Raw genomic sequence first — 12434 nt, forward strand, 5'->3', positions numbered from 1 at the left:
AACAACACTTTAGTTAATAATTTAACGAGTGGCAGGCTATGCAAAAGAGTAAAATCTGGCTTTTAAAGTACTTCAAAGGTATCTCTTTTGTCTTATTTTTAATGATACTTATTAGTTTTAATTTCGTTCTAAATGATGCATTACATCAAAAAGTTCATGCTTCTGGCCAGCAGTTCGTTAAACAAGTTTACGAGCTGAATTTATCTCCTTCTATAAACAATGAAGTGTTGGCCGCATTAGCTAAAAGTGAAGGTTTTGTGTTGGAAGTGCCAAAGCCTGCAGAGCATTTTAGGCATTTAGTAAATATAGAGCGCGAAGTTTTTTCTTATAAAACATTAAGTTTGAGCCTCTATCATTATCCTGCTTGGGTAACACAAAGTTACTTATTTATATTGCTAAACTTGATCATATTAGGCGCAGCTAGCTGGTCTTATCGCTGGTGGGGGTTATTGAATGTAAGCCGCAAAATTACGCCTAAAAATACAATGATACAACCTACTAAAATTATTAAACAAAAACAAAATAAAATACGATTAATTAAACAAGTAAAAAAATGCGAATTAAGTTCTTTGTATGGGGGTAATACAGCATCACATAGCTTATTTTTACTCATTGAATGTAACTTTGATAAGAAAACCGATAAAGAAGCTATTTTTAAAGTGTTAATCACTAGAAAATTGACTGAATTTAAAGATGTGTCGGTAAAAATACTAAATTCCAGTTACTTGGCCGTAACCTTGCCACACATTCCTATTCTCGAGTTAGATAGCTACGTTGAAAAGCTCCATAAAAGTGTGTTTTTACTATGCCAGAATCATCAAAAAAGTATGACTCATAAAAACATTAAAATAGGTGCGTGTGACTATCGATTAGGCGCAGATAAAATTGCGGTTTATCAGTTAGCAAAATCAGCACTTATGCTATCGCAAAACAGCTTAGTGCAGCATTCTCACCGCTTAGCGTTAAATTACTGTCAAGAAAAACCACTTTCTAGTAAGCAAGTTATCGAAAATATTAAAAAGAATAAATTTATATTATTCTTCCAGCCTTTATTTGAGCTCTCTAGCGGGGAAATTTTAGAACATGAAGCTCTTATCAGAGTTAGGCATAGCCAACTTGGTTTACTAGCTGCTCGTTATTTTATTAATCAGGTTTATAGTAATCAAGACGCTTTAATATTAGATAAAGCAGTAATAACACAAGTCAAAAAGCTAATGCTCAGTGAGTCTTCGGCTTTAACAGTTAGTGTAAATTTACACCCTAAAAATTGGTTTAATACTGTATTTTGGGAGTGGTTAGCCAATCAAATGGCAGAGCTCAAGTTAAATACTAAATTACAATTTGAAATAAGTGAGGCAGAATTTTTTACTCATAGAGAGTCGATAACTAATGCACTTAATGCTATTAAAAAAGGGCATTCACACATTGTGATTGATAATGTAAAAAGCAGTGAGAAAGTAGCCATGCTAGTTGATTATAACCAAGTATGTGGACTTAAGTTATCTTACGAACTGGTTCATTTATTAAATGAAAAAACTCAAAATCAAAAGAAAATAAAAATGATAGTCGAAGCCGCTAGTCTTTTAAATCTACCCGTATACGCGGTGGGCGTAGAGACTCAAAAAGAGCTACTTACGCTTGCCAAATTGGGAGTGGTGGGAGCTCAAGGGTTTTACTTTTCCGAGCCACTTCAAGAGTTTACGCAAGCGGTATTTAATTAAATTAACCCTCTATATTTAAGTCCATTCAAGCCCTGAAGCCCGCCAGTATGAACCGCAATAATTTTACTCCCAGATGGGAAATAATCTTGCTCTATAAGTTGCCACAATGCATACATCATTTTTCCGCTATAAATAGGCTCAAGCGGTAGGTTGTGTGTGCGGCTCATATCTTGGCAAAACTGCCATAACTCAGGTGAAAACTTACCATAGCCACCACCATGAAACTCTGTGAGTAACTGCCAGTTGTTTTGATTATTAGCTTTAGCGCTCAGCTTTTTTATTTCTTCATTTAAATAATTAGCTTGTTTTAATACTGCTACACCAATCACTTGTGTTGTTGAAGCACTGCCCTCTATTAATCCAGCAAGCGTGCCACCACTACCGGTAGGGCACACTAAGTAGTTATGCTCAGGTAAGCTTTGTACTAACTCTTTACATCCTAATAAGGCGTGCTCGTTTGTACCACCTTCGGGAATAATATAAGCATTTGGAAAGCGCTCTTGCAGAGCATTAAGGTAATCGGTGTCGTGGCGTTTTCGATACTCTATACGATTAACTACATGTAGGTTCATACCACAATGTTTTGCAAATTGGATTGTTGGGTTGTTGTTATCAAGTTCTGGTCCGCGAATAATCGCGCGAGTTTTTATATTAAATTCTTTTCCGGCAGCTGCACAGGCGTGAATATGGTTTGAAAACGCACCACCAAAAGTCAGAAGTTCTGTTTTATTTATCTTTTGCATGTACGCTAAATTATATTTTAATTTACGCCATTTATTGCCACTTATTAGCGGATGGAGCAAATCATCACGTTTTATACCTAAATAAATGTTTCTCTTTTTTAGAAACGAGCTATGTATTTGTTGAATATAGTTATTTTCATCTATTTTGAATGTTTCATGCATTTTTTGGGTTTTCAATTTGGCAAAGTAGTTAAAATGTACGACACTTATTTCATACACAATTAACAATAGTAGCTATATGAAAGAAAAGCTGTTTTCATGGTTAAATCGTAGTTTAGATCCAAATACAGCTATTGGTGTTGCAACTTACGCAGATACTGTTAACGCAGTATGTTTAAAAAAACAACGCGACCAATGGATGGTTCACAGTTCTCACAGTGTAAATGTGTCTGAGCAAACCGATTATACCGCTGCAATTGTTGCTTGTACAAATGAGGTTTCTACTGATATTTGTGCCGTTAATTTAGTCATACCGCACTACTTTTATCAAATAGTGCAAATGGATAAACCAAACCTTAGTGATGAAGAAATCATTCAGTCACTCCCTTGGACTACAAAAGATTTAGTTGATATAGCGCCTGAAAATATTGTGGCTGATTTTATTGATTATCCAATAACATTACCGATGCAAAGCAGCAAAATGAATGTGTTTATAACGAATAAGCTGCAACTACTTCCGTTTATAGACAGTTTTGAACAAACTAAACCTGTTTTGCGTGCAATGACCTCTGAAGAAATGGTTTTAGTTACCTTGTTTGGCTCATACAAAGAGGCGCATATGCTGATTGTGCAACATGCTAATCATGAACCTCGAATCTTAATTATTCGTGATGGGCAATTAGTATTAGCTAGACGATTAAATGGTTTTTTAGGTATTTCAGATAAAGATCAAAATCAAGAATTGGTAGAAGCGTTAGGATTAGAAATTCAGCGTTCTATGGACTTTTTTGAAAGCCAGCTCAAGCAACCACCAATTCGCAGCATTCAGTTACAGTGCGATGATTTATCTTCATTAACTCTTAGAGCCGGGCTTGCAGAGTTTTTACAAGTAAAAGTTGTAGATTTTGAGCCTAACTTAGAATTAGCGCAGCAATTAGAGCCAAATTTTTATTATGCGCTTGGGGCAGCCTATCAATTAACAGATCCTGAGTCTGTGCTATGAAAACCCGGATTAACTTTTATCAAAAAACCTTACGCGTACGGCGAGACCCAGTCCCTTTGTCTGGAATGATTACGTTGTGGTTAGGTGCGCTATTAATTATTGCAATCACGTGGGCTTTTTACAGTTATAAAACATATTCTAGTGAGCTTGATTTAGAACAAAATAGGCAATACCTCAAACAAGGAAAAGCTCAGTTAGAAGTTGTAAAACAGCAGTTAGCAGAGAAGCAAAATAAAACACTCTTTATTAATGAGCTAAAAACACTTCAGCAAGAGGTTTTGCACAAGCAGCAAATATTTAGCTATTTAGAGCAAAGTTCAGATCAGTCTGCAACTGACTACGCACAGGTAATGCACGATTTAGCGAAGTATCATGAACCTAATATTTGGCTGACCCACATTAAGTTTGTAGGGCAGAGTGTGACGCTTCAAGGTCAAACATCGCAATCAAAATTCTTACCAATTTGGTTTGATAATTTAAAACAGTCGCCATTTTTTATTGATAAAGAGTTTTCAGTTTTAGAGTTATCTACGCAAGCAGGTGTGAGTGAATTTAATGTAGCGACAGACCTTAGTGATGAGGGCGATACACCATGAGCCAAACAACAAGTAGCCCGAATAATAAAAATAAAGGTTGGCCATTATGGGTCAAATACCAAGCTCAGTTTGCATCGCTGCAAAAACGTGAGAAGTATTCCACCTTATTTGTTGGTTTGTTTATAGTGATTTACCTCGGTCTCTGGTTCGTTATTTTTCCACAGCAAGATGAAGTTGCCAACATACGTTCAAAGCACAATACAACGCTGCAAGAGTTACAGCAGATAAATGCGCAACTCTCCATGTTAAACCAAGCACTAAACTACGACTACACTAAGGTTTTACGCGGTCAAATTGCACAAACCAGAGATGAATTAGCCGAAATAAATAATCAACTTAATAGTTTTAGCCAAGGCTTTGTAGCTGCTAAAAATGTACCTGCCGTTTTAAAAGATTTGCTCGTAGATAGTAGCGACGTAAAAGTGAGTAGCTTTAATGTAAAACCAGCACGGGCTATCGATGTAGAAAAACTAGGTGAACATGATACGCAAACATTATTTTTTGAGCATCAGATGGTAGTTACTTTGCAAGGTAGCTACTTTAGCTTACAAAAATATTTAGCCGCATTAAAAAATAATCAAGATAAGTTATTAATACAAGAGTTTAGTTATCAGGTACTAGAGTACCCTCAGGCTGAATTAACTTTACAAATTGCTACAGTGAGCGCTAATGAAAAATTTATCGCGTTATAGTATTTGTACTTTGGCTTTTTACATTATTGCGCCGAGTGCGCTTGCGCAACTTAGCGATCCGACTCAGCCAAATATGTTTGTGAGTAACAATAGCCCAGTTAAGCAAAGTACAGAACTTAAATTGCAATCTATTATTAAAAACAGTACAGCATTTAAGGCCATTATTTCAGGCCATATTTATCGAGTTGGTGATGCTGTAGATGATTTTCGGGTGCTAAGCATTAACTCAAAACAGGTTGTGTTAGCAAATGATGATAAACAAATAAAATTAGAATTATATGACTATGAAATTAAAAAATAATTTATCTCATCCGTGGCTTGTTCTTCTATTGTTACCTACATTTTTAACTGCGTGCCATAGCTTTAAACCAGGTAAAGAGGTTAAAAATCATATAGAGCAAGAGTTATCTGAAAGACCTAAAGAGACTAAAGTAATTGCGCCTTTACAAATGCCAAGCGAACTTACACAAAGCTTATTGTCATCTATAAATAATGAGCAAACTATAAGTGATGATTTATCTATAAAGCGTTTTGATGTCGCAGCAAATGATGTCGAAATAGGCGCTTTTTTTGCAGGCTTAACAGACGATACCCCTTTTAGTGTTGCTGTGCATCCTGAGGTAAATGGCACAATTAATTTAAATCTTAAAAGCGTTACGTTTAATGAAGTCATTAATGTTATTAAGCGTATGTATCCTTTAGATATTGTTAATGAAGGACGAATTGTACAAGTACTACCAGCCAAAATGCGCACAGAAACAATACCTGTAAATTATTTAATGATGCAACGCCATGGTCAGTCTACAGTGAGTGTTGTTGCTGGTGGGGTGAGTCAATTTGCACAAAGTGGCAGTGGTTCGAGTGGTTCAAGTTCAGGTAATAGTAACCAGCAAAATAGTGAATTTGGCGGCGATAATCAAAGCTTAGATTTGAATGGTTCTCGAATCCAAACAATTAATAAAAACGATTTTTGGAAGGAATTAGAAGTTGCCCTTAAGTCTTTAATTGGCGCAAGCGATGGGCGCTATGTAGTTGCAAGCCCACAAGCTAGTTTGGTAACCGTAAATGCATTACCAAGCGAAATTAGTCAGCTAAAAGAGTTTTTACGTCAAAGCCAAGAAAACCTACAACGCCAAGTTATTCTAGAAGCAAAAATAATAGAAGTAACCTTAAAAGATGAATACCAACAAGGGGTCAACTGGGAGCGCATAGCCAGTGGTTTAGAAGGCGGTATTTCGTTTGCTACAACAGCGGGTTCTACAATTAGTAATAGTATTTCGGCTGCCATTGGCGGAGCGTCATCGCTGACAATTCAAAAAGGTGACTTTAACGGGGTTATTAATTTGCTAGAAACCCAAGGTGATGTGCAAATGTTATCTAACCCTCGCGTTACGGCTACAAACAACCAAAAAGCAGTTATAAAAGTAGGGCAAGACGAATACTTTGTTACTAATGTATCAAGTACGACGGTAACAGGTACTGCTACAACTACCTCGCCTGAGATTGATTTAACACCGTTCTTTTCTGGTATTGCGCTTGATGTAACGCCGCAAATTGACAAGTACGGCTCAGTTATTTTGCATGTTCACCCTTCAGTAACTGAAACAGAAGAGCAGCTAAAGGTAATTACTTTAGACGATCAACGTTTTGAATTACCTCTAGCGCAGAGCAACATTCGAGAATCAGATACCGTTATTCGCGCTCAAAGTGGCGAAATAGTGGTTATTGGTGGTTTGATGCAAACGTCAACACAGGATGAAGAATCAAAAACACCCGTGCTGGGTGATATCCCCATATTTGGCAACTTATTCAAAAGTATTCGTAAACGCCAAGAGAAAAAAGAACTAATTATTTTAATCAAACCAACCGTTGTTATGCCCGATACTTGGAAAAAACAACAAGGTGAAAGCCGTCAGCTTTTAAAAACATGGTATGAAAACTAACTATGTATTTAAGCTTTTTTAATTTAAGTGAAATGCCTTTCACGCTAACCCCTAACACACAATTTTTTTGTGCACTTGAACCGCACCACGAAGCGATGCAAGTGCTAACAACAGCCATTGAGATGGGTGAAGGGTTTATTAAAGTCACCGGTGAAGTTGGGACAGGTAAAACGTTGCTTTGTAGAAAGCTATTAAACCAACTTGAGCCAGATTACATTGTGGCTTATTTACCTAACTCTTATTTAAGCCCTGAAGAGCTTAGATGGGCGATTGCAATTGAGCTGGGTATGGATGTAGATAAAGCATTGGATCAACAAGCACTAGGGCAGCTTATAAATCATCACTTACTCGACTTACAAGAAGATAATGAACGCGTAGTACTTTTGATAGATGAGGCGCAATGCTTGAGTTGGGAGACTCTAGAGGCGCTGAGATTATTTACAAACTTAGAAACAGAAAGCGAAAAACTAATTCAAGTGGTGTTATTTGGGCAACCTGAACTTGATGAAAAACTGGCAAACAATAAAGTAAGGCAGTTACGCCAACGTATTAGTTTTTCGTATAAATTACGGGCGATGACTGGCGCTGAGGTTGTTTATTATATTAATCATCGCTTACAAGTTGCAGGATTTAATAGGCCTCCTTTATTTAATAATAGTATGGGGCTTAAGATTGCCAGAGCAAGCCGTGGAATTCCTAGATTAGTTAATATTTTATGCCACAAAGCACTATTACAAGCGTACGGTGAAGGGTTAAATACAATAACAAATCGCCATATTCAGCTTGCCATAAAAGATACCGAAGACTGCGCAAAATACCGAACAGGCCAATATTGGAGCTACAGCGCGTTAATGTTTAGTGTTTTAGCTATTGCTGCCATATGGGTATGGAGGCAGTGGTTATGAGCGTTATAAATAATATGCTTAAAAATATTGAGCAACGTGAAGCTAAACAAGTGAATATTCAAGAAGGTATAAGCGTAAAGCCAATATATGATGTAAAAAACATTGTATTTAAAGCCGTAATTTTACTTATTATGCTAAGTGTCATTTTTTTAGCATACCTGTATTTACCGACCGCCGACAAAAAAGAAACTCAACGTGAGTCTGTTTTACCACAGCAAAAAATGGTCGCGGTTTTGAGCTCTAATTTATCTGATTCTCAAGATGAAAAAAGCACTGTAGAGCCTTTAGTTGAGCAAGAAGTTGTGAAGAAGGCTGTGCAAGTTGAGCAAATAAAACCAGAAGTGAATGATTTAGCTGAATCCAAGTTGAGTGAAGCAACATTACTGGTTTCTCAACCAACGGCTGAGCCGGTTGTAATTGCCGAGGTTAAACAAAGCCCTGCACTAGCTAAAGATAATGTGTTAGTGGCTAGCAAAGTTATTGTCAGCAAGCCAAAAATTACTTCAGTGACTAAAACTAAGCCACAAAATACTATGATCAAAAGCGCGGCAGAAACTAAGTCACCACAGGCTTTATTGGTCGAGCAATTAGCAGCAGCTAAACAGGCAATACAGTTTGGCTTATACAACGAAGCTATTAGTGATTTAAACATTATTTTAGCGCAATCGCCTTTACATGTTGAGGCCCGAAACTTACTGGCTGCAACTTACTTTAAACAACAAGATATAAATTCGGCGCAACAGGTTTTGCAAGCGGGTATTCGCCAAAACCCTAACGTAGTTGAATGGCGTGTAATGCTAAGCAAAATACTCATTATGCAACAACAGTATGAAGGAGTATTACTGCTTTTAAGTGATGAATTTGAATCCCAGGCGAATCTTGATTTTTGGGTGCTGCAAGGTACTGCTGCGCAAAGTGCGAGTAAGCACCATAAAGCACTTGAAAGCTTTAAACATCTTACACAGCTCCAGCCTAGTCAAGCCAAGTGGTGGCTTGCACTTGCAACCTCAAAAGATGCACTGGGAGAGTACCTCGATGCTAAACAGCTTTATAAAGTAGCTCTAGATTTAGGTGGGTTAAATACCGCTATGACTCAGCATGCATTACAGCGTTTAGTTGCACTAAAGGAGGCCGTATGAGACCTAGTTTAAAAATGCGCTTAGGCGATTTACTTGTTCACGAACACATGATCACCGAAGCACAGCTAAGTGAAGCATTAAATGTTCAAGCGGCGACTGGTCGTAAATTAGGTTCGACGCTTATTACCCTTGAGTTTATTAGTGAACCACAATTATTACGCTTTTTAGCGCAGCAATTACAGGTACCTTTTTTAGATATATCACAGCGAAAAATATCACACGATGTATCTAAGCTTTTATCTGAGGTATATGCGCGTCGTTACAGAGCACTAGTAATCGAAGACAATGGTGACTCTGTTTTGGTTGGGATGAGCGATCCTGCTGATTTAAGGGGGCTTGATCAACTTGCGACTATGCTTGCTCCTAAACGAATAGATTTAGCTGTTGTACAAGAAAGCCAAATCATGGCTGCGTTTGACAACGTATATCGTCGTACAGATGAAATTACCAACTTTGCAGCACAACTCCATGAAGAATATCAAGACGTAGAAGAGTTTGATTTAAACTCTTTAGGTGATGAGACATCTGATGCAACCGTTGTAAAGTTACTGCAATCAATATTTGAGGATGCTGTGCAAGTTCGCGCATCTGATATTCACATTGAGCCAGATGAAGGTTTGCTTCGCATTCGTCAACGTGTAGATGGAATATTACAAGAGCACACTCTTAACCAAGTAAAAATAGCATCGGCACTAGTGCTACGTTTAAAGCTTATGTCGGGATTAGATATATCTGAAAAACGCCTCCCTCAAGATGGCCGGTTTAATATAAAAGTGCGCAGCCATAGTATTGATGTTCGCCTATCTACCATGCCGGTTCAGCATGGTGAATCAGTTGTAATGCGTTTGCTTGATCAATCTGCAGGATTATTATCGTTAGATGAAACAGGCATGCCGGCGCACATATTAAAACGTGTGCGCAGCATTATAAAGCGTCCACATGGCATGGTTTTAGTTACTGGGCCAACAGGCTCGGGTAAAACAACCACACTTTATGGTGCATTAAGTGAGTTAAACCAACAAGAAAGTAAAATTATTACCGTAGAGGATCCCGTTGAGTATCGTATTGGCCGTATTAACCAGGTACAAATAAATAATAAAATAGGGCTAAGTTTTGCCAGTATTTTACGGACCGCTCTAAGGCAAGATCCTGACATCATAATGGTTGGCGAAATGCGTGACCAAGAAACCGTAGATATTGGATTAAGGGCCGCTTTAACAGGCCACCTAGTACTATCAACGTTACATACCAATGATGCAATTACCAGCGCTATGCGCTTAATCGATATGGGTGCACCGGCTTACTTAGTGGCAAGTTCACTGCGAGCGATTATTGCTCAGCGATTAGTAAGGCGAGTATGTAATGACTGTAGAGTACCGTACTTGCCAGATCGCCAAGAAATAAGTTGGTTAAAATATTTAGGCGAAGAGATTACAGATGCTCAATTTTCTAAGGGGCAAGGTTGCACAGCATGTAATCACACTGGTTATAAAGGGCGTGTAGGTATTTTTGAGTTGCTCGAAATGGATGATGCAATGATGGATGCCTTACGAGTTAACGACACACAAGGTTTTGCGAAAGCCGCTAAAAATAGCGCAAACTTTTCGCCGCTCTCAGCAATGGCATTAAATTACGCTAAGAAAGGTATTACCTCTTTAGATGAAGTATTTAAAGTGGCTGAATATATCCCAGAAATAGTAGGGGATATTGATGCAACTATATAGCTATAAAGCGAAAGACAGCAAAGGTGTTTTGGTAAAAGGCCAATTAGAAGCGAGTAACCAAGCTGGCGTAGCTGATAGTTTAATGAAGCGTCAATTTATACCAATATCAATTTCTTTAGTTGAAACAAAAAATAATATTAAAATTTTTGATAATTTATTTGTCGAAAAAATAACGCTAGACGACATGATTATGTTTTCTAGACAAATGTATTCGCTACTAAAAGCGGGTATTCCAATTATACGAGCAATGATTGGATTGGCAGATACAACACAAAATAAAGAATTTAAAAATGTATTGATGGAAGTTACCAGGCAACTTGAGCAAGGCCGCGACTTATCCAGTGCAATGGCAATTCATAACGAGGTATTTAGCCGCTTAACCGTGTCAATGGTAATGGTTGGTGAAGGTTCTGGCCGATTAGAAGATGCATTTTATCAACTCGCTATTTACTTTGAAAAAGAACAGGAAACTCGCAAACGAATAAAAGCAGCTATGCGCTACCCTACTTTTGTTATTTTGGCTCTTGTAGCAGCTATGGTTATTTTAAATATTTTTGTAATTCCTACCTTTGCTAGCATGTTTGCCAAATTCGATGCCGAATTGCCGTTAATGACTCAAATATTAATTGGTACTAGCAGCTTTTTTGTTAATTACTGGTGGTTATTGTTGGTAATGGGTATTGGGGCGGTATTTGCGTGGAAGCGTTATTTAAACACAGAACCAGGACGTTTTAAGTGGGATCAATATAAATTAAAAATTCCATTTATTGGAGATATTTTAAAACGCACATTGCTTGCGCGCTACAGCCAAAGTTTAGCTATGGTATTGCGCTCTGGCGTACCTATGACCACGGGGTTATCGCTAACAGCGCACGCCGTAGATAATAGCTATATGGAAAAAGCGATTATTACTATGCGCCAAGATATAGAAAAAGGCGATAGCTTACTTAGAGCCTCAAAAAGTTCTGAGCTGTTTTCTCAGCTTGTATTACAGATGGTCGCTGTAGGTGAAGAAACAGGTCGGGTTGATGAGTTACTTCAAGAAGCAGCTGATTATTATGAGCGTGAAGTTGATTACGACCTACGTAGTTTAACCGCCAAAATAGAACCTATTTTAACTGTGTTTGTTGCCATTATGGTGCTGATTTTAGCATTGGGTATTTTTATGCCGATGTGGAACATGATGTCGGCAATTAAAGGGAATTAAGGTGAACACAACCATAGCTTACTCAAAAGGTTTCTCATTATTTGAGTTAGTTATTGTTGTTATTTTACTGGCAGTAATTTTGAGTTTTGCTATACCTCAATATATAGGTATTAAAAATCAAGCGCATAATGCAAGCGTAGATGCTATTGCGGGTAGTTTTTCATCGGCTGTTGGCATGGTTAGAGGTCAATGGGAGTTAGAAGGGAGACCAAATAGTAAGTCACATATAACATTCGTTAATTATGGAGGAGTGATAGTTGCTGTTGATGGATCGCTAGGTACACCAACGGGTGATGGAACAGAAAAAAAAGATACTCGCGCAGAGTCTATAAATGCTCATAAATGCCGCCAAGTATTAAATGTAATTTTACAAGATGCACCAAGTAGTACCTCAAGTAGTGAAATATCGATAATAAAAAGTGTAAGTTTTTTAGTTAGGTACAATGCAGAAAGTACGCAATGCGTCTATTATTTAACTCATACCATTGATATTAAAAGTATACCTACCAATACGGGTGAAATATCAGGTTTAACAGGTTTTTCATACTTTGCTAAAACAGGCAAAGTAAAAATATTTAAAAACTAAGTAATTAAAAAGAGGC

The 12434-nt window shown here is 37.6% G+C and carries 12 protein-coding genes; 11 read left to right on the top strand and 1 reads right to left on the bottom strand.

From position 1 onward, the window contains the following. Positions 1-38: 38 nt before the first annotated feature. Entirely contained in the window at positions 39-1721 is a 1683-nt protein-coding gene (locus I6E72_RS09150; RefSeq protein WP_231620521.1) for an EAL domain-containing protein, read from the top strand. Here the strand turns inward: I6E72_RS09150 and I6E72_RS09155 are convergent. Next, positions 1718-2626, bottom strand: coding sequence for a 1-aminocyclopropane-1-carboxylate deaminase/D-cysteine desulfhydrase (locus tag I6E72_RS09155; RefSeq protein WP_197111967.1), 909 nt, complete (start codon positions 2624-2626; stop codon positions 1718-1720). The genes I6E72_RS09150 and I6E72_RS09155 overlap by 4 nt on opposite strands. Before the next feature lie 76 nt (positions 2627-2702). Here I6E72_RS09155 and I6E72_RS09160 point away from each other — a divergent pair, with 76 nt between their 5' ends. Genes I6E72_RS09160 through I6E72_RS09205 form a run of 10 tightly spaced genes read left to right on the top strand, consistent with a single transcriptional unit; the run spans position 2703 to position 12418 of the window. After that, a complete protein-coding gene (locus I6E72_RS09160; RefSeq protein ID WP_101163202.1) occupies positions 2703-3626 on the top strand; it encodes an MSHA biogenesis protein MshI in 924 nt (307 codons plus the stop codon). Next, positions 3623-4222 (top strand): PilN domain-containing protein, encoded by a 600-nt coding sequence (locus I6E72_RS09165; RefSeq protein WP_231620522.1) that lies wholly within the window; start codon positions 3623-3625, stop codon positions 4220-4222. The genes I6E72_RS09160 and I6E72_RS09165 overlap by 4 nt, the downstream gene beginning before the upstream one ends. Continuing rightward, positions 4219-4914, top strand: a complete 696-nt coding sequence (locus tag I6E72_RS09170; RefSeq protein WP_101217851.1) for an agglutinin biogenesis protein MshJ — start codon at positions 4219-4221, stop codon at positions 4912-4914. The genes I6E72_RS09165 and I6E72_RS09170 overlap by 4 nt, the downstream gene beginning before the upstream one ends. Beyond that, the gene (locus I6E72_RS09175) at positions 4892-5215 is read left to right on the top strand and encodes an agglutinin biogenesis protein MshK (protein ID WP_197111969.1); all 324 of its coding nucleotides are present in this window, start codon (positions 4892-4894) and stop codon (positions 5213-5215) included. Before I6E72_RS09170 ends, I6E72_RS09175 begins: the two co-directional genes overlap by 23 nt. Next, the gene (gene mshL / locus I6E72_RS09180; protein ID WP_197112165.1) at positions 5199-6857 is read left to right on the top strand and encodes a pilus (MSHA type) biogenesis protein MshL; all 1659 of its coding nucleotides are present in this window, start codon (positions 5199-5201) and stop codon (positions 6855-6857) included. The genes I6E72_RS09175 and mshL overlap by 17 nt, the downstream gene beginning before the upstream one ends. Positions 6858-6859: 2 nt before the next feature. Then, the gene (locus I6E72_RS09185; protein ID WP_007586321.1) at positions 6860-7762 is read left to right on the top strand and encodes an ExeA family protein; all 903 of its coding nucleotides are present in this window, start codon (positions 6860-6862) and stop codon (positions 7760-7762) included. Further along, on the top strand, positions 7759-8901 hold the full coding sequence (locus I6E72_RS09190) for a tetratricopeptide repeat protein (RefSeq protein ID WP_197111970.1): 1143 nt from the start codon (positions 7759-7761) through the stop codon (positions 8899-8901). The genes I6E72_RS09185 and I6E72_RS09190 overlap by 4 nt, the downstream gene beginning before the upstream one ends. Further along, a complete protein-coding gene (locus I6E72_RS09195) occupies positions 8898-10625 on the top strand; it encodes a GspE/PulE family protein (protein ID WP_024589866.1) in 1728 nt (575 codons plus the stop codon). The genes I6E72_RS09190 and I6E72_RS09195 overlap by 4 nt, the downstream gene beginning before the upstream one ends. Next, positions 10612-11832, top strand: coding sequence for a type II secretion system F family protein (locus I6E72_RS09200; RefSeq protein WP_101217855.1), 1221 nt, complete (start codon positions 10612-10614; stop codon positions 11830-11832). The genes I6E72_RS09195 and I6E72_RS09200 overlap by 14 nt, the downstream gene beginning before the upstream one ends. Position 11833: 1 nt before the next feature. Continuing rightward, a complete protein-coding gene (locus I6E72_RS09205) occupies positions 11834-12418 on the top strand; it encodes a pilus assembly FimT family protein (RefSeq protein ID WP_197111972.1) in 585 nt (194 codons plus the stop codon). Positions 12419-12434 lie beyond the last annotated feature (16 nt).

The organism is Pseudoalteromonas sp. NSLLW24 (genome assembly GCF_015864725.1).
Lineage (GTDB): Bacteria > Pseudomonadota > Gammaproteobacteria > Enterobacterales > Alteromonadaceae > Pseudoalteromonas > Pseudoalteromonas arctica.